The sequence below is a fragment of the Pseudomonas sp. NPDC087342 genome, assembly GCF_044744265.1.
Classification (GTDB): domain Bacteria; phylum Pseudomonadota; class Gammaproteobacteria; order Pseudomonadales; family Pseudomonadaceae; genus Aquipseudomonas; species Aquipseudomonas nunensis.
This window is the reverse complement of record NZ_JBIUXZ010000016.1, coordinates 78,630-96,989: the sequence shown is the minus strand read 5'-3', so window position 1 is coordinate 96,989 and position 18,360 is coordinate 78,630. Positions and strand designations below refer to the sequence as shown.

The following is an 18,360-nucleotide window of genomic DNA, read 5'->3' as shown; positions in this document are numbered from 1 at the left end:
AATCAAAGAACACCTCCACCAGAAGGTTTATTCGATTCTTGATAACGGCTTTCTTCAGGCATAAAAAAAGCGCGGCATCGCTGCCGCGCTTTCTATCAACTCAAAGCCTTACTGCGCTTTGGTATCGGTCGCTGCCGGGGTCGTTGCAGCGGGCTTGGCCGCTGGCTTCTTCGCCGGTTCAGCTTTCTTCGCTGCAGGTTTGGCCGGAGCCTTTTTGGCCTCGGTTTTCGCCGCAGGTTTCTTCGCCGCAGGCTTGGTCGCTTTTTTCGCTGGCTCGGCTTTGACCGGTGCCGCAGGCTTCGGTGCTTCCACTGGCGCAGGGGCCGGGGTTGGCACTGGAGCAGGTGTCGGTGCAGGCGGAGCTACTGGTTCTGGCGCCTTGACCGGTTCTGGCTTCTTGTCGTCATCCGACGAGCCACCGAACAGGTTGGTGAAGAAGTTGCCTTTCTTCGCCGCGACTGCGCCGGCCGCTGCAGCGGTGGCTGCTGGAACAACTTTCACAGGCTCAAACGACTTGCCGGCCGCCAGGTCTTCAACCTGACCGGCTGCACGCTGGCCGGTGCGCAATGCGCCTTCCAGAGTGCCTGGGTACAAGGTGTCGGTGTGTTCGCCGGCAAACGCTACGCGTTGCAGCGGACGCTCCCACAGGCGCCAGTATTTGCTGATCTGGCCCGGGCCGAAGGCCAGGTAAGCGCCACCCATCGATGGGTCGGTGCTGTAGCGGCGGATTTCATAGCCGGTGAACGAACCACGGGCCTGTGGATAAAACGCGTGCAGACGGATCAGCACCTGATCGACCATCTGCTTGTCGCCGAAGGCCTGCATCACCCGGGCGTTGTCGCCGGACAGGTTGATCACCACGTTGGCGCCGCCCTTCAGCGCCGGCTCTACCCACAACATGCCGAGGCCGGCGTTGCTGTAGATCTCGCCGGACATCCGCGCCTTGCTTTCCCATACTGGCGTCTTGAACTTCAGCATGATCTGGTCGCGCCAGCCGTAGTTGGTACCCTTGATCGCGCCCATGTGCTGGGCATCCAGCGACGGGGTCATGACGATTTTGCTCAGAGCGCGCAATGGCACCGCAACCACCACGTAGTCAGCCTGGTAGCCCACGCTGCCGACTTTGACGGTCACGCCGTCCTTGTCTTGGGTGATGGCCGATACCGGGGAGCTGGTCTTGATGGTTTTCAGCTGTTTGACGAAGGCCTGAGCCAGTACAGGGCTGCCGCCGAGCAGGCGCGAAGCGCGCAGGTCACGGTCGGAAACACCCCGGTAAACCCGGTTCTGCTGAGCAAAGTACAGCAGCGACAGGCGCGAAGGTTCGTCGTAATGGGTCCGAATCTCCTGGTTGATCAATTGGCGAGCCGTGGCTGGCAATGCCAGACGGTCGAGCCAGTTGGAGACGTTGATCTGATCCAGGGCATGCAGCGTGTTGTTCGCTGCCGGGTTTTGCGGGTCTTCGATCGAACTTGCCAGGTCATCCACGGTTTTTTCGTAGCGCTTGAGCGCTTCGGCAGTCACCGGGTCCTTGGTAGCCAGGTCAGCAGCAGTGAAATACACGCCGTCGATCAGGTAGCCCGGCGTACGCACGAATTCAGGGGCTGGCGTGGTGCCGAGCTTGAACGTCGACACGTACTTGTTCAGTACCGGCTGGGCCTTGTCGTTGCCGATCCACTCGCTGGTGGCCATGCCGGAGCGACCGCCCAGGCTTGGCTTGGCTTCCAGCAGAGTCACCTGCCAGCCTTTGTTTTGCAGCTCGTAGGCCGCGGTGAGGCCCGAAAGCCCGCCGCCGATCACGATCGCCGTTTTATCCTTGGCCAGCGCCGAAACGCTGAACAGCCCCAACATCACCAGCGCACAGGCGCGCAGCCAACCAGCAGACATTCAGCGAACTCCGGAAATACACGAGAAAAAACGGTTTTGCGAGCCAGACGACTCAAAGAACCGCGAAGAATACGTCAGCCATCAAAACGCCGCCAGCGACGTCTATCGCCCCTTACAAAGTAGCTCAATCGACACAATGGGTTGTCCCCGCGCGATGCATTGCATAGGCTTGCGCGATTGTTTGCCCGCGCCCGCCGCGGACCGCCTCGAGGAGACTGTAAATGGGCCTGAATAATCAGTGGATGCAACGGGACCTGGCCGTGTTATGGCACCCCTGCACCCAGATGAAAGACCACGAACAGCTGCCGCTGATCCCGATCAAGCGCGGTGAAGGCATCTGGCTGGAAGACTTCGAAGGCAAGCGCTACCTCGACGCTGTCAGCTCCTGGTGGGTCAACGTGTTCGGCCACGCCAACCCGCGGATCAACCAGCGCATCAAGGATCAGGTCGATCAACTGGAACACGTGATCCTCGCCGGTTTCAGCCATCAGCCGGTGATCGAGCTGTCCGAACGCCTGGTAAAGATGACCCCGGAAGGCCTGACCCGATGCTTCTACGCCGATAACGGCTCATCCTGCATCGAAGTCGCGCTGAAAATGAGCTTTCACTACTGGCTCAATCGCGGCCAGCCGAACAAGAAACGCTTCGTCACCCTGACCAACGGCTACCACGGCGAAACCATGGCGGCGATGGCAGTCGGCGACGTGCCGTTGTTCACCGAAACCTACAAAGCCCTGCTGATGGACACCATCAAGGTGCCGAGCCCGGATTGCTACCTGCGCCCCGAAGGCATGAGCTGGGAAGAACACTCGCGCAACATGTTCGCCGCCATGGAACAGACCCTCGCCGAGAACCACGACACCGTCGCTGCGGTGATTCTGGAGCCATTGATCCAGGGCGCCGGCGGCATGCGCATGTATCACCCGGTGTACCTCAAGCTGTTACGCGAAGCGTGCGACCGTTATGGAGTGCACCTGATCCACGATGAAATCGCCGTCGGCTTCGGCCGCACCGGCACGATGTTCGCCTGTGAACAGGCCGGCATCCGCCCGGACTTCCTGTGCCTGTCCAAGGCCCTGACCGGCGGCTACCTGCCATTGGCGGCAGTGCTGACCACCGATGACGTCTACAGCGCCTTCTACGACGACTACCCGACCCTGCGCGCCTTCCTGCATTCCCACAGCTACACCGGCAATCCGCTGGCGTGCGCGGCGGCATTGGCGACTTTGGATATCTTCGAAGAAGACAACGTCATCGAGAACAACAAGGCCCTGGCCCAGCGCATGGCCACCTCCACCGCGCACCTGGTCGATCACCCGAACGTCGCGGAAGTGCGCCAGACCGGCATGGTCCTGGCCATCGAGATGGTCAAGGACAAAGCGACCAAGGAAGCCTATCCGTGGCAAGAGCGGCGTGGCTTGAAAGTGTTCAAGCATGCGTTGGAGCGAGGTGCTTTACTTCGTCCGTTGGGCAGCGTGGTGTACTTCCTGCCGCCTTACGTGATTACCCCGGAGCAGATTGATTTCCTGGCGGAAGTGGCCAGCGAAGGGATTGATATTGCGACCCGCAATAGCGTCAGCGTGTCGGTGCCTGAAGATTTTCACCCCGGTTTCCGTGATCCGGGTTAACAGTCACTGAATAACCCTGTCGCGAGGGGGCTTGCCCCCGTTCGGCTGCGAAGCAGTCGTAAACCCGGCTGATGCGTTTTAACTGGAGAAACGCGGCGGCAGGTTTTGGGGCCGCTTCGCGACCCAACGGGGGCAAGCCCCCTCGCCACAAATAGTCAGCAGCCACAAAAGCGATTTCGACCCAATTTTTTAGAGACCCAAGATGAGACTGTCCCGCTTCTTTATCGACGCCCCCCTGAGCACCGGCGAGCACGAACTGCCCGAGGCCCAGGCCCATTACATCAGCCGCGTGCTGCGCATGGCCGAGGGTGATGCGGTGCAACTGTTCGACGGCTCGGGCCACGAGTTTCGCGGTTCGCTGGTGGAAGTCGGCAAGAAACGCGTGGTGGTGCAGCTCGATGAAAGCTTCATCGGGCAGGTCGAGTCGCCGTTGCAGATCCATCTCGGCCAGGGCTTGTCCCGTGGCGAGCGGATGGACTGGGCGATTCAGAAAGCCACCGAACTGGGCGTCACGGAAATCACCCCGATCTTCACCGACCGTTGCGAAGTCCGCCTCAAGGACGAACGCGCCGACAAACGCCTGATGCACTGGCGCCAAGTGGCGATCAGCGCCTGCGAGCAATGCGGGCGTTCACGGGTGCCGGTGATTCATCCGCCGCTGCTGTTGGCGGATTGGCTGAAGCAGACCGAAGCGGAATTGAAACTGGTGCTGCATCCGGTGGCGGAGCCGTTGGTGAGTCATGCCAAGCCGCAGACTTTGGCGTTCCTGATTGGTCCAGAGGGTGGGTTGTCAGATGCTGAAGTGGATCAGGCCAAAGGGGCTGGATTCCATGCCGCCCGGCTTGGGCCTCGGGTGTTGCGCACCGAGACCGCACCGGTAGTCGCGTTGGCGGTTGCCCAACAGCTTTGGGGTGATTTCTAAAACATCATCCCCTGTAGGAGCGAGGCTTGCCCGCGAAGGCGTCATCAGCGACACCACAAAAACCGAGGTGAAGCCTTCGCGGGCAAGCCTCGCTCCTACAGGATGCATTATCGATTTTGATCGTTCCGGAGCTATTGCACCGGATCACTCACCGGTTTGGCGATAATCGCTTTCAACTCGCTGGTCATCGGAAACTCCAGGTTCAGCCCTTTAGGCGGAATCGGCTGCTGGAACCAGCGGTTGTAGATGCCGTTGATTTCCCCTGAGCTGTACAGATCGGCAAGCGTCGAGTTCACCAACTCGAGAAATTGCGGGTCGCCCTTGCGCACCATGCAGCTGTAGATTTCCCGCGATTGCTCTTCGCCGACCACGACCCAGTTATGCGGATCGCGAGCCTTGGCCCGCTCGCCGTAGAGCAGCGCATCGTCCATATAAAACGCCGCCGCCCTTCCCGACTGCAACATCTGGAACGCTTCGCCGTGATCCTTGGCGCTGATCACGAACATGTCGATCTTGTGATCGACGTTGTAGCTCTTCAAAAACCGCTCATTGGTGGTGCCGGCGGTGGTCACGACATTCTTGCCGCGCAGGTCGGCGAAGCTTTTGATGCCGCTGTCCCTGGCCGTGAGCAACTGCCCCTTCACATAAATAAACCCGTAGGAAAACGCCACTTGTTGCATGCGCTCGGCCGTCACCCCGGTGGAGCCGCACTCAAGATCGACCGTACCGTTCTGCACCAACGGAATACGGGTTTGCGAGGTCACCAGGTTGTACTTCACCTGCAAGTCAGGCTGATCAAGCTTTTGCTTGATGCGCTCGACAATCTTGCTCGCCAGATCCACCGAATAGCCCATCGGCTGCCCCGAGTGATCACCCACATACGAGAACGGCACCGACGCATCGCGATAGCCCAGCGTGATGCTCTTGGCATTGGCGACCTTGTTCAGCGTGCCGGTCAGCGGCGCTTCACTGGCGTGGGCCTGACTGGCGAGCAGCAAGCCGAGGGTGCAGCCGATCAACGTGATTTTTTGCATTGTTATTCTCCGTTGTGGGTGGGGCGATTAGCGGCGGGCAGCGATCACGGTGATTTCCACCAGAACTTCTGGGCGAGCCAGTTGCGCCTGCAATGTGGTGCGGGTCGGCGCCTTGTCCGGCGACAACCAGTGTGACCAGACCTCGTTCATGGCGGCGAAATCGCGGCCAATGTCGCTCAAGTAGATGGTCGCGCTGAGCAGGTGATCCTTGTCGCTGCCCGCCTCGGCCAGCAGCGTATCGATTTTCGCCAGCACCTCGGCGGTCTGGCCGCTGACGTCGCGGCTGTCGCCGGGCACCTGCCCCGAGAGAAACACCAGTTCGCCAAAGGTCAGGGCGGCAGAGAGTCGGCTGTTGCTGTTGATTCGGTTGATGCTCATCGTTTCTTCCTTATCAAGGTCAAGTCAGGCGAGGCGCGAGGCCGTGCATTTCAATCGAAGGTGCGCGCTGCATCATCAAATCGCTGAGCAGTCGCGCGCTGCCGCAGGCCAAGGTGAAACCCAGCGCGCCATGGCCGAGGTTGAGCCAAAGGTTGCGGTACGCCGTGGCGCCAATCAGCGGCACGCCACTGGGCGTGGCCGGGCGCATGCCGGCCCATTCGATGGCAGCGTCGTAGTCGCCGGCATTAGGCAAGGTGTCCTCGGCCTGACGTTTGATTAGCGCCAGGCGCTTGGGATCGAGCGCAGGATCGAAGCCGACAATGTCGACCATCGCGGCCACGCGCAGTTGAGCACCGATGCGCGCGTAGACGATCTTGCGGTTGTAATCGGTGATGCTCAGGTCCGGCGCGCGATGTTCGGCGCGAATCGGCGCGGTCAGGCTATAGCCCTTGAGCGGATACAGCGGCAGGTTCATACCGGGCAACGCCAGCGCCGGGCTGCGATGCCCGGCCGCGATCACCAGTTGCTCGACCGGCAGCACTTGCGAACCCATTTCGATGGCCTGCACCGCGCCGCCCGTTTGGCGAATGCCGGTGACCTGTTGACCCAGCAAAAACTCGCAACGCCCCGACGCCTTGAGCCGGGCCACCAATTGCTGGCAGAACGCGTGGCAGTCGGCGACTTCTTCATCGGGGGTGTAAATCGCGCCTACGAATGGCGCCTCGGCGAGTGCCGGTTCCAGTTGGGCGCATTCGGCCCGGGACAACACCTGTTGCTGTTGCGGATCAGCCAAACCGTGGCGCGCATGCTCGAAACTCGCGGCTTCACGAAACGTCACCAGTTTGCCGTTGCGCCGCCAGTCGAAACCGCCCAGGCGAGCTTCGTCGCGCCAGCCTTGCAGCGTGGCTTGGCTCAGCAGCGCCAGGCGCAGCAAATGCGCGCTGTTGCGCTGGTTAACCGAACGCCGGCAGGCCGCCAGAAAGGAGGCCATCCAGCGCCATTGCGCCGGGTCCAGCCGTGGACGCAGCTTCAGGGGCGAGTCACCGCGCAGCATCCAGCCAATGGCTTGCAGCGGCACGCCAGCATCGGCCAATGGCGCGACGTAACGGTAGGACAACTGGCCGCCGTTGGCGAAACTGGTTTCGCTGGCCAGCGAGTCCCGGGACTCGACCAGCGTCACGTCAATGCCGTCGCGAACCAGTGCGTAAGCCGTTGTCAGCCCGATGACGCCGCCGCCGATGATGCAAACCCGCTGAGCCATGTCTGTCCTTAACCGTTGTTGAATCAGGCCTCAGGTTAGGACCAGGTGACAGTCGTTGAACAATGCATAAAGATGGCTGACCCATAAACAAAGGTTATGGACTTGCCATGCGCCTGCGCCACATCGAGATTTTCCAAGCCATTCGCCAGACCGGGTCGGTCAGTGGCGCCGCACAGTTGCTGCACGTCTCGCAGCCGGCAGTGAGCAAAGTGCTGCAACACGCCGAACAGCAATTGGGCTTTGCGTTGTTTCTGCGGGTGCGCGGTAAATTGCAGGCCACGCCCGAAGCGCTGGAGCTTGAACGCGAGGTCGATAAGGTCACCGAAAGCCTGCAAGGCGTGCGGCGCCTGGCCCAGAGCCTGCGCCGTGAGCCGGGCCACAGCCTGCGGATCGGCGCGATCCCGGCGTTGGCACTGTCGCTGCTGCCACCGGCGATCAACGAGTGGACACAACGTTACCCGGACATTGTTTGCGAACTGTCCAGTGCCCATAGCCGTGAGCTGATGCAAAACCTGTTGATGCGCGAAGTGGATGTCGCCCTGACGTTGCAGCCGCCGGATCATCCGGGGTTGAAGGCGCAAACCCTGGCCAGTGGAATGCTGGTAGCGCTGGCGCCGCTGGGCTATTGGCCCGTCGCCAGCCATGGGCAACCGTTGCCATTGATCGAGTTGGCCGGTGCGCCGCTGATTGGCCTGTCCAGCGCCGACCCGCTGGCCGCCAGGCTCGACAGCTACCTTGAAGCGGTCGATCCGCCACCCCGGGTGCGCATCGCCGTGCAGACTTATTCGTTGGCGCGAGCGATGGTGGAGTCCGGTGCCGGGTTAGCCGTCATCGACCCGTTCACCGCGCTCGGGGCTTCCCCCGCCACCACCGCGATTCGCCCCCTGGCGCCGGCGCTGCCGATCACCCTGTACGCCGTGACCCGCGCCGACGAACCGCCGCCCCACACCTTGAGCGACTTGTTGCAGATCTTCAGCCGACGGGCGCAGGCGCAGCTGGATCGCTTGATTGTGGGAGCGGGCTTGCCCGCGAATGGCCACAACGCGGTCTACAAGACATAAAACAATATCGCGACAAAGTGCAGCAAACTCCCGGCAATCACGAACAAATGCCAGATCCCATGGGCATGCCGCAGGCGATGGTCCAGGGCAAAAAAGATAATCCCCACGGTGTACAACACCCCGCCCGACGCCAGCCACGCAAAACCTGTGCTGCCCAACGCCGCCAGCAGCGGCTTGACCGCCACCAACACGATCCAGCCCATCACCGCGTAGATCACGATCGACAAAATCCGCGCTTCCGAACGCGGCTTGATCTCTTGCAGGATGCCGATCAGCGCCAGCCCCCAGACAATCCCGAACAACGTCCAGCCCCACGGCCCACGCAGGGTCACAAGGCAGAACGGCGTGTAGCTGCCGGCGATCAGCAGGTAGATCGAAAAGTGATCAACCTTCTGCATGATCTCTTTCTTGCGCCCGCGCACGCTGTGGTACACGGTCGAGGCGCTGTAGAGCACCATCAAGGTAAATCCGTAAATCGCCACGCTGACGATCTTCCACGGGCTGCCGTCCATGCTGGCAATCACCAGCATCCACACCACCCCGACCGTCGCCGCCACCGCCCCGACCAAATGCGTCCAGGCGTTCAATCTTTCCCCGTGATACATGAATCGCTTTCCTCAAAATTCGTTACAACATGGCGCAAGGCTCAACCCTTGAGACTAAAAGCGCAATGTTTCAGGACACATATCCCCGTATTCCCAACATGCGTGCACAATCGAGCCATTCGAATAAGAGTGCGGCCCATGCTGATCGACGAAGAGTTGACCCTGAAAAAACTCGAGGTGTTCCTCGCCTTCATGCGCACCGGCAATCTGGCCCGTGCCGCCGCCGAGTTGCAGACCAGTAACGTCAGCGTGCACCGCGCCATCCATTCGCTGGAAAGTGCCCTGCGCTGCCCGCTGTTCAAGCACGAAGGCCGCAACCTGACGCCGCTGGAAAGCGCCTATGTGCTGGAAGAACGGGCGCAGAAGCTGATTCAGGACGTGGTCGAAAGCGTGCGCCTGACCCGCGAAGCCGCTGGGTTCTCGGCGGAACGCTTCAAGCTTGGCTCGCTGTATTCACTGACGGTGAAGACCGTGCCGCAGCTGATCATGGGCCTGAAAATCCGCCGCAGCGAACTCAACATCGACCTGATCCTCGGCTCGAACATCGACCTGCTCTACAAGCTGAAGAACATGGAAGTCGACGCGATCCTGGTGTCCCTCGACGACAGCATCAACGACCCGGATTGCGAGCATATCCAGCTGTTCTCCGACGACATTTTCCTCGCCACCCCGGCGGATTCGAAGTTTGCCCAACGCACCGAAGTCGACCTCGCGGAAGTGCGCGACGAAACCTTCATCACCCTGACCCAGGGCTTCGCCACGCACCAGGACGGGATCCGGGTGTTCAAGCAGGCGGGGTTCGAGCCGAAAGTGGCGATGCAGGTCAACGACATCTTCACCCTGCTGAGCATGGTCAGCTCGGGGGTGGGTTATGCGTTGCTGCCGGGGAGGATTGCGGTGGTGTATGAGAACCGGGTGAAGCTGATTCCGTTGCAGGAAAAGTACCGGTTGCAGCAGCACATTGGCGTGGTGTTCCTGAAAGCCAAGGAGCGCGATCCGAATTTGCTGGCGTTGTTGGCGGAGTGTCGGATGTATGCGAATCGCCAGGCTTGAAACTGCGTCGCGACATTCGCGGGCAAGCCTCGCTCCTACAGGATCGGGGTGTGCCATGGATTGGGCCACAACACACAACCTGTAGGAGCGAGGCTTGCCCGCGAAGGCGCCAGCACATTCAACAAAGAACCAAAGCCCTACCCCACAATCCCGCGAACAATGAAGTACAACAACGAAGGCCCCAACAAACACCCAAGCCCGGTATGGAACGTCGCCGTCAACGCCCCATAAGGCACCAACCGCCGATCCGTTGCCGCCAGCCCCGCCGTCACACCGCTCACCGTCCCGGCCAACCCACCAAACACCATCGCCGAACGCGGGTTATCCAGGCCCATCCATTTCGCCGCCATCGGCGTGCCGACCATCACCAGAATCGCCTTGATCAAACCCGTGGCAATCGACAACGCCACCACATCCGAACTGGCACCAATCGCCGCCCCGGTCACCGGCCCGACGATGTACGTCACCGCGCCCGCGCCGATGGTGGTCATGCTGATCGCATCGCGATAACCGAAGGCCCAGGCAATGCTCGCGCCGACAATGAACGGCAGCACCGTGCCCAACAGCAGCGCAATCGCGCCGACCAACCCGGCCTTTTTCGCTTCGGTGGCTTGCACTTCGAACGCCGTGGCGACGATGGCGAAGTCCCGCAGCATGGCGCCGCCCATCAAGCCGATGCCAGAGAACAGCGTCAGGTCTGCCAAACCTTTTTGCCCACCAGTCATGGTGCCGCCGACCCAGGCCAGCACCAGGCCAATGACGATGGCAATCGCCGAGCCGTGAATCCGCCCGTAAGTCAGGCGTTTGGACAACACCACCGACACCCACATGATGATGCCGACGAATGCGAATGCGGTGACCAGACCATTGGCGGTCAGGCCTTTATCAATGAGTTCCCACATATCAGCGACCTCCTACTGGGGTGCCGAGCGGGGTCACTTCCGCCGGTTCATCGGGCAAGGGTTCGCCTTTGTGAGTCCGGCTGATCAGCGCAATGGTGCAGCCGCAAATCACCACCGAACCGATGGCCGCCAACACCGCCACCGGACCACCGTGCAACGCGGTCACGACGTTCTGTTGCGCGGCCATCGCCACCACCACCGGAATGTACATCGCGCCCCAGAAGCCGACGCCCATCTCGCAATCCTTGGTCATGCCGCCACGTTTTTGCATGTACAACCGCGCGCAGATCAACAGGATCATCGCGATCCCGACCCCGCCGACGTTGGACTTCACGCCCAATAACATGCCCAGCGCATCGCCCATGATCACCCCTGCCAGCGTACAGATCGCCAACAGCGCCACACCGTAAATAATCATTGTTGTAGTCCTCAAAGTGCATCGTCGAAGTTGTTGTTTTTGTGCTTCGCAAGCCTGAGTCGGTGTTCTAAAGTTGGCGGCTTCCCTCCTCACGCAACAGCGCTTGCAAGGTATCCAGCCGAGCACCGTCGAAGGCAATCACGGTGCCCTGCTCGAACACCCGGCGCGCCAGCCCGGTCAACACCGCACCGGGCGGCAGTTCGATGTGTAAACGCACGCCACGCTCATAAGCGCTTTGCACCGTGCCGCGCCAATCGACGACGCGGCACATGTTGAAAGCGAGGTCATCGCGCAGGGCTTCGATATTGACGATGGGCCGGGCGCGACTGCCGCTCAGGTAACCCATCGTCGGTGTTTTGAGTGTCACTTTGGCGAAGGCTTCGGCCAGGGTTTTGGCCGGAGCGTCCAACAAAGGACAGTGCGACGGCACGCTGACCGCCAAGCGTTTGGCCAGCCCGGCACCGCGACTTTTCGCCAACAGCGCCACGGCTTTCATCCCTTCGTCACTGCCGGCAATCACCACCTGGTTATCGGCGTTGATATTGGCCAAGTACACCGGCATATCAGCGCTGTGAACCTGCGCCAGCAAGGTTTCCACTGTGGATAAATCCAGACCGATGATCGCGGTCATGCCGTAGCCCTGTGGATAAGCTTGCTGCATGAGTTCACCGCGCAGGCTGACCAGATGCAGCGCATCGATGAAGCTCAATGCGCCAGCGACCACCGCTGCCGGATACGCGCCGATGGACAATCCCGCCACGTAATCCGCTGGTGCCTGCAATTGCCGTGAAGCCGCGACGCCAGCGATCAACAGGCAAAGCTGAACCGCCCTCGTCGTCTTCAGCGCCTCGGCGGAATCCAGCAGCAACGCGTCTTCGCCCAGGACATCACTCGCCTCGTTCAGCGTTTCCCGAGGCAAACGCTGCAGCATGCCCGGCTGCTGCGCGCCCTGGCCGGGGAACACCAGCAGGCTGCTCATGCGGCTTGCTCCTGTGGGTTCCACGGGTCGATCACCAGACAGGCTTCGCGCGCATTTTTCAGCAGCACCCGACGTGCCGGGCCGGCCCATTCGCGCAAGGCGACGGCGCCCAACGGCGTTTGCAACTGCATGTCCACTTGGCAGGCGCAGGTGTCGAAAATCTTCACCCACTCCCGAGCCTGTTCACGGTCCAGCAGTTGCGGTGTGCGCAGGATCAAGTCGAGATCGCTGCGCTCATGCAAGGCCTCAACACCGCTGGCCAATTCAAACCCGGCGCTGCCGCTGATGCCCCAGACCCAACCGCTGGCATCCAGCATCGCCCGCAGTTGCGCCAGGGCACGCAAGGCCGGCAGATCCCGATCAATCGAGACATGGCAAAGCTCTTCCGGTTTGACCCGACGCTGAATCGAATCGACCGACATCACCGTCGCATAACGCTGCTCGCGCAATGGCCCACGCACCCCGACCGCGACCTGACCCGGCACGCCCAAGGCACGCCGAACCACTACAGGCTGACCGGCACCGAGGGGCTTAATCACCCACTCGGGCGCATCCGCAGGCAACTGCGCCGGGGTCATGCCCCAGAGCAAGTCGTGCGCGAGAAACGTGTTCACCACTGCGCTCTCAGCAGTTCGCGAACCTTGCTTGATGCCGCGCGGTTGCTGGCGCCCAAGCGACTGCTCAGGTCGCGGCCCTTCTCGGCGACATCGCTGATCGCCTGATTCAGGCATTCCGTCACGCGGGTCAGATCCTGCGCCGTCGGCTGTTCAATCTGTTCCACCGACAAGGTTTCCCAAAGCAAGCCGAGGCTTGCATAGCTGTCGATGTCATACGCCATCGGCGGCACACTGGCAGCCAGGGCTTCGAGTTCTTCAACACTGCGCAAGGTCACCCGCGCCGCAGACGCCTTGCCCATCGCGTGCACCATCACGCCCGGATCACGCAGAGCGATCAGGCGATTGGCTTGATACCCGTGAGCGAGAAACGCCCCAGACATCGCCTTGCCCACCAGCAGACCAATCACCGCGTGACCGGCCAAACGTGCGCGAGCGTAACTGTCCGCCGCACCGGCCAATGCCTGATGAATCCCGAGAGCTTCTTCGCGACGGCCGTAGGCTTGGCTCGGTACATCGACGATGGCGATCAAGGCGCGCTTGTTCGGCTTATCAACGTCAGCGGCGATCACTTCATCCACGGCTTTGGCCAAACCCCAACCTTCGAGCAATCCGACCTCGCCATTGCGAGCGCGGGCGAAGCGGTTGTCGGGGTCAGTCACCACGGCAATAAACCGCACCGATTGATCGCCCAACGAGCCGTCGGCAACCTTCAAAGAAGCCGGCAAACCCTCGACCGGTTTGGCGCCAGCACTCAAAGCATTGAACCAGTTCAAACCTCTCATGCGCCCTCTCCTTGATACAGATCGCGAACCACCGACGGCTCGATTTGCGGTTCGGCATCCAGTCGTGCCAAGCGTTGCAGGAACAGCTCGGATTGTTGGCTACGTTGCTGCGCCGGCAAACCTTGCTTGAGCAATTCACTGACCTGCTGCTGAATCTGCGCCACGTCATCGGCGGCATACCGATCCACCAAACCACTGGCGAACCGTTGCTCGCCACCAGTCAGGCTCCAGATGAAAGGACGATCCCGCGAGTCGTATTCCTCAATCCCGGCTTCCTGTTCGATCACCTGCGGGCCGTTCAACCCAAGCCGCGCTTCCTGAGTCACCAGCAAATAGCTGCACAACCCGGCGGCAATCGACATCCCGCCGAAACAACCGACGCTGCCCGCCACCACGCCAACAACGGGCTGGTACTGACGCAAATCGACAATCGCTGCATGAATATCCGCAATCGCCGCCAACCCAAGGTTGGCTTCCTGCAAGCGCACGCCACCGGTTTCCAGCAGCAACACGGCGCGGGTCGGAATGCCTTTGCGGTTGTCTTCAGCCGCCAATTCCAGCGCACCGGCCATCTTCGCCCCGCCGACTTCGCCGAGGCTGCCGCCCTGAAACGAACCTTCAATCGCTGCGATCACCACCGGCAATCCGCCGATGCTGCCCTTGGCGATCACTACGCCGTCATCGGCTTGCGGCACCACGCCTTGGCGCGACAGCCATGGCGACATGATGCGTTGAAACGGATCGAGCAATTCGCGGAAGGTGCCGGCGTCGAGCAAGGCTTTCGCCCGTTGCCGTGCACCGAGTTCGACGAAGCTGTGCTTGTTGAGGAGATCAGTCATGGCCAATCTCCTCAAAGCCTTGTTCCAGCCGCAAGCGCACCACGCCCGGCGTCGCGCCGAAGTCATGGATATCAATCGCCATCGCCGGCGGTGTCTGGCCGTCGAACATCCGCGCAAACAGATGCTGCCAGCGTTGTTCGGCACCATTCACCGAGGTCTGCACCTGGATGGTCAGCTTGCCGGCCTGACCCGGTTCGATCAGCACTTCCAGATCGCCCGAGCCGACACAGCCCACCAGCGTCCGGCCCCGGGGCGGCTGCCCGGCGGGGAATTCAAAGGATAAGGTTTCCATCAGAAAGCTCCGGATTCGATGCGGTCGATGAACAGGCAAGCGGCGAGCAAATCAGCAGCGCCGCCCGGCGAGGCGTTCAACGCGATTAGTTGTTCATCCAGTTCATGCAAGCGCCGACGACCGCCGAGGCTGGCACTGCCGCCCGCATCGAGCACGGCTTGGGCGCCGAGTTGCATGGTTTGCAGGCCTTGTTCGCCGGCGCGGTAGAGCACGCAGGTGTCGGCCAGTCGGGTCATGATCGCCAGCAAGGCGTCGAGGCGAGCGTTCTGTTCGCCGTGGCCCAAAGCGCGGCTGCGCTGGAGTTGGGGCAGTGCGCGTTGCAGCACCGAAGGGAAGCCAAGTTGAGCTTCTTCACGGGCACCGCGTGCGCCGTAGCGTTGGGCGACTTGGGCGCCGTGGCTTAGAGGACGTGGTGCATAGCGGTCATCGAGCAAGGCTAAACGTGCGGCGCACAGAGTGACGGCGCTGGCCTTTGTGTTTTCAAGTGCAGCGGCAGCGACCAACAGCCCCAAGGCCCAAATCGCCCCACGATGGGTATTCACACCGCTGGTGGTGGAGAGCATCGCTTGCTCCCCTTCCCGGCCGATCCGCCCAAGGGCTTCGCGCAACGGCAATCCGACTTCGCCAAATTCTATGGCAGCTTCCGCCATTTCCTTGAACGCCGGCCACAGAGACAACGCCGAAGCGTGCATCAGCCCGAGGTGCAAATCGGTGTGGGCGCCATTGCCGCGACGGTCCACCAGCGCCGGTTTCGGCGACAGGTCTGCTTCATCGATCAGCGCGTCCACCGCCAAATCCGCCAGCCGATCGGCCAGGGTCAGTGTTTTGGGTTGCAGGTTAAGTGCGTGCATTTACCAGCTCCTGAACTTGGCGGGCGGGTTGTAGAGGCCACCGGACCACTCCACCAGATCGGCCACGCTTTTCGCCGCGAGCAGTTCGCGGGTGGCGTCGGTGCGGCGGATGCCGAGGTCTTCGGGCAAGGCGATCAAGCCTTCGCGGCGCATGCGTGCGGTGTCTTTCGGGTTGTGGCGCATGCCGATCACCGTCACGCCTGCGACCGCAGCGATCATCGCCTGGCGTTCTTCCAGCGAGCGCGCCTTGTACAAATAGGCGATGCCTTCTTCGGTCAGCAGGTGCGTGACGTCGTCGCCGTAGATCATGATCGGCGCCAGGGGCATGCCGCTTTTGCGCGCCACTTCCACCGCGTCGAGGGTTTCGACGAAGGTCGGTTTGCCGCCCTCCTGGAACGTCTCGACCATTTGCACCACGAGTTTCTTGCCGCGTTCGAGCAAGGCTTCCGGCGCATCGTCGTGGCGCATGTCGAGCCAGGCCGGCGTGCCATGGCGGCGACCGCGCGGGTCGTGGCCCATGTTCGGCGCACCACCGAAACCGGCGAGGCGTCCACGGGTTACGGTGGAGGAATGGCCATCGCCATCGACTTGCAGGGTCGCGCCGATAAACAGGTCCACCGCGTATTGCCCGGCCAATTGGCAGAACATGCGGTTGGACCGCAGGGAGCCGTCGCGCCCGGTGAAGAACACGTCGGGCCGGGCGGCGATGTAGTTTTCCATCCCCAGTTCAGTGCCGAAACAATGCACACTTTCGACCCAACCGCTTTCAATCGCCGGGATCAGGGTTGGGTGCGGATTGAGCGTCCAGTTGCGGCAGATTTTGCCTTTGAGGCCGAGGGATTCGCCGTAGGTCGGCAGGATCAATTCGATCGCGGCGGTGTTGAAACCGATGCCGTGGTTCAGCGACTGAACGTTGTGTTTTTCGTAGATCCCGCGAATCGCCATCATCGCCATCAACACGTGCACAGGCTTGATGTGGCGCGGGTCGCGGGTGAACAGCGGTTCGATGTAGAACGGCTTGTCCGCCACCACGACGAAATCGACCCAGGACGCGGGGATATCGACGCGAGGCAGGTAGGTGACGTCGTCCACCAATTGGTTGACCTGGACGATGACGATGCCATCGCTGAAGGCTGCCGGTTCGATTAGCGCTGGAGTATCTTCAGTGCTCGGGCCGGTGTAGATGTTGCCGGCGCGGTCGGCCATGAAACCGGCCGAGAGCACGACGTTGGGGATCAGATCCACCACCAGCCGCGCATAGAGTTCGATGTAAGTGTGAATCGCGCCGATTTCCAGCAGGCCGTCTTCCAGCAACTGGCTGATGCGCAGGCTCTGGGTGCCGGCGAAGGAGAAATCGAGTTTGCGAGCGATGCCGCGTTCGAACAAATCGAGGTGCTCGGAGCGACCGACGCTGGGCATGATCATATGCAAGTCATGCAGCTTGGCCGGATCGGCCTTGGCCAGGGAGCGCGAAAGGAAATCCGCCTGCTTCTGGTTATTGCCCTCCAGCACCACACGGTCGCCGGGCAGAATCAACGCCTCCAGCGCCGCGACGATGTTCTCGGTAGGCAACACCACACCGTCGGCCAGGCCTTTGACCAACTCAAGACGCCGCTGCTTCTCGCTGCGCCGCCGCGTCCATCGCGCGTCGGGGGATATTGTTGTTGTCATGACCACTCCACGGGTTCGCTGTCGTGGGGTCACCTTAGGAGGGTTGGGTGTGGGGCATCAATCAAGCAGAGTGTTGGATTGTTACGGTTAGGGTAATGGTTGGCTGTACTGACGCCTTCGCGGGCAAGCCTCGCTCCTACAGGGTTTATGCCGTACACAAATTACGCGAACACCATAACCCCGTAGGAGCGAGGCTTGCCCGCGAAGAGGCCAGAACAATCACCGCAGTTCCCGATCGTTCCCATGCTCCGCGTGGGAACGATCAGTCCCAAAAAAGGACCGATCAGTCCCTTTTTGGGACTCTTCAACCCTTCCCAGCCAAATGGGGATTTGTGTTTAAAAGTTGCGTCGCAGGAGGGGTGAGCGGCTACGTGGTCTGGCGTTGTTGCCTACAGCAATGGGGGAACCCGCTGACTGGTGGGGTTTTGCGTTGATCGTTATCGTTTGGGGGTCGCTGCCAATTCAGCGACCGGGGCTGGAAACCCCATGAGTACGGGACGCAAAAGCGTCCTTCATAACGTATGCTTGCGCACCTTTAATGTGTGCACTCCGTTATGGCGGCTGTGCGCGGAAGACCTTAGGGTCTGCCGGGTCACCGTACCCCGGGTTTCCAACCGCGTACAGCTGCCACCCATTCGATTGGAAACCAAATGGGCCAGCTTCACCCCTGTACGGAGATTCACTATGTTCAAAGCTAACCCCAATCCCCCGGAATCCGGCACCGATTCCCAAGCATCCCTCGATGCAGAAAAAATGAAAGAAGCCGCCGACCGCGCCTTCGCCCATTACTTCCCCCCGGCTGAAGAAAAACGCTCCAGCCACCGTAAGTACCACCTCTTCGCCGTCGCCCAAGGTGTCAACGACCCTGAAGCCATGCTGGCCAATGCTTCCGAAGATTTGATGTCCATCAGCGCAATTGCGGCTGGCCTGGCGGACGATGTGGAAGGTTCACGCCGTTCGGTCGTCCTGGGGATCAGCCGTTTGAGTGATGGTGTGCAGTTATTGGTGGAGCGGGTGCTGAATTACCATGAGGCGATGGCTGAGGGTAAGGTTTAGCCGTTGATTTTGTGGTGAATTGAAGGCCGCCTTCGCGGGCAAGCCTCGCTCCTACAAGGTCATGTCGTACACAAATTCTGCGAACGACATAAACCCTGTAGGAGCGAGGCTTGCCCGCGAAGAGGCC

Annotated in this window: 19 protein-coding genes; 5 read left to right on the top strand and 14 right to left on the bottom strand. The window is 61.2% G+C overall.

Features of this window, described 5'->3' with window-relative positions; genetic code table 11:
• Positions 1-108: 108 nt before the first annotated feature.
• Positions 109-1,884: a flavin monoamine oxidase family protein gene (locus ACIOYV_RS24375; protein ID WP_401327713.1), complete on the bottom strand. Its 1,776-nt coding sequence runs from the start codon at positions 1,882-1,884 to the stop codon at positions 109-111.
• A gap of 221 nt (positions 1,885-2,105) precedes the next feature.
• On the opposite strand from ACIOYV_RS24375, the gene ACIOYV_RS24370 reads away from it, so the two are divergent.
• Positions 2,106-3,512 carry an adenosylmethionine--8-amino-7-oxononanoate transaminase gene (locus ACIOYV_RS24370; RefSeq protein WP_163911012.1) on the top strand — a complete coding sequence of 469 codons (1,407 nt, stop codon included), beginning with the start codon at positions 2,106-2,108 and terminating at the stop codon, positions 3,510-3,512.
• A gap of 202 nt (positions 3,513-3,714) precedes the next feature.
• Positions 3,715-4,434 (top strand): 16S rRNA (uracil(1498)-N(3))-methyltransferase, encoded by a 720-nt coding sequence (locus ACIOYV_RS24365; protein ID WP_054044356.1) that lies wholly within the window; start codon positions 3,715-3,717, stop codon positions 4,432-4,434.
• 131 nt (positions 4,435-4,565) lie between these two features.
• Here ACIOYV_RS24365 and ACIOYV_RS24360 read toward each other — a convergent pair whose 3' ends face one another.
• From ACIOYV_RS24360 to ACIOYV_RS24350, 3 genes are read right to left on the bottom strand one after another with little or no spacing between them, the layout of a single operon-like run.
• Entirely contained in the window at positions 4,566-5,468 is a 903-nt protein-coding gene (locus ACIOYV_RS24360; protein ID WP_401327710.1) for a transporter substrate-binding domain-containing protein, read from the bottom strand.
• A 27-nt stretch (positions 5,469-5,495) separates the two neighbouring features.
• On the bottom strand, positions 5,496-5,846 hold the full coding sequence (locus ACIOYV_RS24355) for a RidA family protein (RefSeq protein WP_401327707.1): 351 nt from the start codon (positions 5,844-5,846) through the stop codon (positions 5,496-5,498).
• 19 nt (positions 5,847-5,865) lie between these two features.
• On the bottom strand, positions 5,866-7,107 hold the full coding sequence (locus tag ACIOYV_RS24350; protein ID WP_401327705.1) for a D-amino acid dehydrogenase: 1,242 nt from the start codon (positions 7,105-7,107) through the stop codon (positions 5,866-5,868).
• Positions 7,108-7,214: 107 nt separating this feature from the next.
• Here ACIOYV_RS24350 and ACIOYV_RS24345 point away from each other — a divergent pair, with 107 nt between their 5' ends.
• Entirely contained in the window at positions 7,215-8,168 is a 954-nt protein-coding gene (locus tag ACIOYV_RS24345) for a LysR family transcriptional regulator (protein WP_401327702.1), read from the top strand.
• On the opposite strand, the gene ACIOYV_RS24340 is transcribed toward ACIOYV_RS24345, so the two are convergent.
• A complete protein-coding gene (locus ACIOYV_RS24340; protein ID WP_054044362.1) occupies positions 8,156-8,773 on the bottom strand; it encodes a hemolysin III family protein in 618 nt (205 codons plus the stop codon). The genes ACIOYV_RS24345 and ACIOYV_RS24340 overlap by 13 nt on opposite strands.
• Before the next feature lie 138 nt (positions 8,774-8,911).
• Here ACIOYV_RS24340 and ACIOYV_RS24335 point away from each other — a divergent pair, with 138 nt between their 5' ends.
• On the top strand, positions 8,912-9,826 hold the full coding sequence (locus tag ACIOYV_RS24335; RefSeq protein ID WP_401327699.1) for a LysR substrate-binding domain-containing protein: 915 nt from the start codon (positions 8,912-8,914) through the stop codon (positions 9,824-9,826).
• Positions 9,827-9,963: 137 nt separating this feature from the next.
• Here ACIOYV_RS24335 and madM read toward each other — a convergent pair whose 3' ends face one another.
• The 9 genes from madM to mdcA all read right to left on the bottom strand — a co-directional run bounded on the left by madM (position 9,964) and on the right by mdcA (position 17,177).
• Entirely contained in the window at positions 9,964-10,728 is a 765-nt protein-coding gene (gene madM, locus ACIOYV_RS24330) for a malonate transporter subunit MadM (protein WP_054044366.1), read from the bottom strand.
• Position 10,729: 1 nt separating this feature from the next.
• A complete protein-coding gene (gene madL / locus ACIOYV_RS24325; protein ID WP_054044368.1) occupies positions 10,730-11,146 on the bottom strand; it encodes a malonate transporter subunit MadL in 417 nt (138 codons plus the stop codon).
• Between the two features lie 67 nt (positions 11,147-11,213).
• Positions 11,214-12,125 carry a malonate decarboxylase subunit epsilon gene (gene mdcH, locus ACIOYV_RS24320; protein WP_401327696.1) on the bottom strand — a complete coding sequence of 304 codons (912 nt, stop codon included), beginning with the start codon at positions 12,123-12,125 and terminating at the stop codon, positions 11,214-11,216.
• On the bottom strand, positions 12,122-12,742 hold the full coding sequence (locus ACIOYV_RS24315; protein WP_401327693.1) for a malonate decarboxylase holo-ACP synthase: 621 nt from the start codon (positions 12,740-12,742) through the stop codon (positions 12,122-12,124). The genes mdcH and ACIOYV_RS24315 overlap by 4 nt, the downstream gene beginning before the upstream one ends.
• Positions 12,736-13,524: a biotin-independent malonate decarboxylase subunit gamma gene (gene mdcE / locus ACIOYV_RS24310; protein ID WP_401327692.1), complete on the bottom strand. Its 789-nt coding sequence runs from the start codon at positions 13,522-13,524 to the stop codon at positions 12,736-12,738. Before mdcE ends, ACIOYV_RS24315 begins: the two co-directional genes overlap by 7 nt.
• The gene (locus tag ACIOYV_RS24305) at positions 13,521-14,363 is read right to left on the bottom strand and encodes a biotin-independent malonate decarboxylase subunit beta (protein ID WP_401327689.1); all 843 of its coding nucleotides are present in this window, start codon (positions 14,361-14,363) and stop codon (positions 13,521-13,523) included. The genes mdcE and ACIOYV_RS24305 overlap by 4 nt, the downstream gene beginning before the upstream one ends.
• Positions 14,356-14,655 carry a malonate decarboxylase subunit delta gene (locus ACIOYV_RS24300; protein WP_054044377.1) on the bottom strand — a complete coding sequence of 100 codons (300 nt, stop codon included), beginning with the start codon at positions 14,653-14,655 and terminating at the stop codon, positions 14,356-14,358. The genes ACIOYV_RS24305 and ACIOYV_RS24300 overlap by 8 nt, the downstream gene beginning before the upstream one ends.
• Positions 14,655-15,506 carry a triphosphoribosyl-dephospho-CoA synthase gene (locus tag ACIOYV_RS24295; RefSeq protein ID WP_401327686.1) on the bottom strand — a complete coding sequence of 284 codons (852 nt, stop codon included), beginning with the start codon at positions 15,504-15,506 and terminating at the stop codon, positions 14,655-14,657. Before ACIOYV_RS24295 ends, ACIOYV_RS24300 begins: the two co-directional genes overlap by 1 nt.
• Positions 15,507-17,177: a malonate decarboxylase subunit alpha gene (gene mdcA / locus ACIOYV_RS24290; protein WP_401327684.1), complete on the bottom strand. Its 1,671-nt coding sequence runs from the start codon at positions 17,175-17,177 to the stop codon at positions 15,507-15,509.
• 684 nt (positions 17,178-17,861) lie between these two features.
• Here mdcA and ACIOYV_RS24285 point away from each other — a divergent pair.
• Positions 17,862-18,233 carry a DUF6124 family protein gene (locus ACIOYV_RS24285; RefSeq protein WP_401327681.1) on the top strand — a complete coding sequence of 124 codons (372 nt, stop codon included), beginning with the start codon at positions 17,862-17,864 and terminating at the stop codon, positions 18,231-18,233.
• The last annotated feature ends 127 nt before the right edge of the window (positions 18,234-18,360 follow it).

Excerpts from the sequence above, each read along its gene's own strand:
- mdcA (WP_401327684.1), bottom strand. The coding sequence starts at position 17,177 with ATGACAACAACAATATCCCCCGACGCGCGATGGACGCGGCGGCGCAGC.
- ACIOYV_RS24360 (WP_401327710.1), bottom strand. The coding sequence starts at position 5,468 with ATGCAAAAAATCACGTTGATCGGCTGCACCCTCGGCTTGCTGCTCGCC.
- ACIOYV_RS24285 (WP_401327681.1), top strand. The coding sequence starts at position 17,862 with ATGTTCAAAGCTAACCCCAATCCCCCGGAATCCGGCACCGATTCCCAA.
- mdcE (WP_401327692.1), bottom strand. The coding sequence starts at position 13,524 with ATGAGAGGTTTGAACTGGTTCAATGCTTTGAGTGCTGGCGCCAAACCG.
- ACIOYV_RS24295 (WP_401327686.1), bottom strand. The coding sequence starts at position 15,506 with ATGCACGCACTTAACCTGCAACCCAAAACACTGACCCTGGCCGATCGG.
- ACIOYV_RS24335 (WP_401327699.1), top strand. The coding sequence starts at position 8,912 with ATGCTGATCGACGAAGAGTTGACCCTGAAAAAACTCGAGGTGTTCCTC.
- mdcH (WP_401327696.1), bottom strand. The coding sequence starts at position 12,125 with ATGAGCAGCCTGCTGGTGTTCCCCGGCCAGGGCGCGCAGCAGCCGGGC.
- madL (WP_054044368.1), bottom strand. The coding sequence starts at position 11,146 with ATGATTATTTACGGTGTGGCGCTGTTGGCGATCTGTACGCTGGCAGGG.
- ACIOYV_RS24300 (WP_054044377.1), bottom strand. The coding sequence starts at position 14,655 with ATGGAAACCTTATCCTTTGAATTCCCCGCCGGGCAGCCGCCCCGGGGC.
- ACIOYV_RS24350 (WP_401327705.1), bottom strand. The coding sequence starts at position 7,107 with ATGGCTCAGCGGGTTTGCATCATCGGCGGCGGCGTCATCGGGCTGACA.
- ACIOYV_RS24345 (WP_401327702.1), top strand. The coding sequence starts at position 7,215 with ATGCGCCTGCGCCACATCGAGATTTTCCAAGCCATTCGCCAGACCGGG.
- ACIOYV_RS24365 (WP_054044356.1), top strand. The coding sequence starts at position 3,715 with ATGAGACTGTCCCGCTTCTTTATCGACGCCCCCCTGAGCACCGGCGAG.
- ACIOYV_RS24370 (WP_163911012.1), top strand. The coding sequence starts at position 2,106 with ATGGGCCTGAATAATCAGTGGATGCAACGGGACCTGGCCGTGTTATGG.
- madM (WP_054044366.1), bottom strand. The coding sequence starts at position 10,728 with ATGTGGGAACTCATTGATAAAGGCCTGACCGCCAATGGTCTGGTCACC.
- ACIOYV_RS24305 (WP_401327689.1), bottom strand. The coding sequence starts at position 14,363 with ATGACTGATCTCCTCAACAAGCACAGCTTCGTCGAACTCGGTGCACGG.
- ACIOYV_RS24340 (WP_054044362.1), bottom strand. The coding sequence starts at position 8,773 with ATGTATCACGGGGAAAGATTGAACGCCTGGACGCATTTGGTCGGGGCG.
- ACIOYV_RS24375 (WP_401327713.1), bottom strand. The coding sequence starts at position 1,884 with ATGTCTGCTGGTTGGCTGCGCGCCTGTGCGCTGGTGATGTTGGGGCTG.
- ACIOYV_RS24355 (WP_401327707.1), bottom strand. The coding sequence starts at position 5,846 with ATGAGCATCAACCGAATCAACAGCAACAGCCGACTCTCTGCCGCCCTG.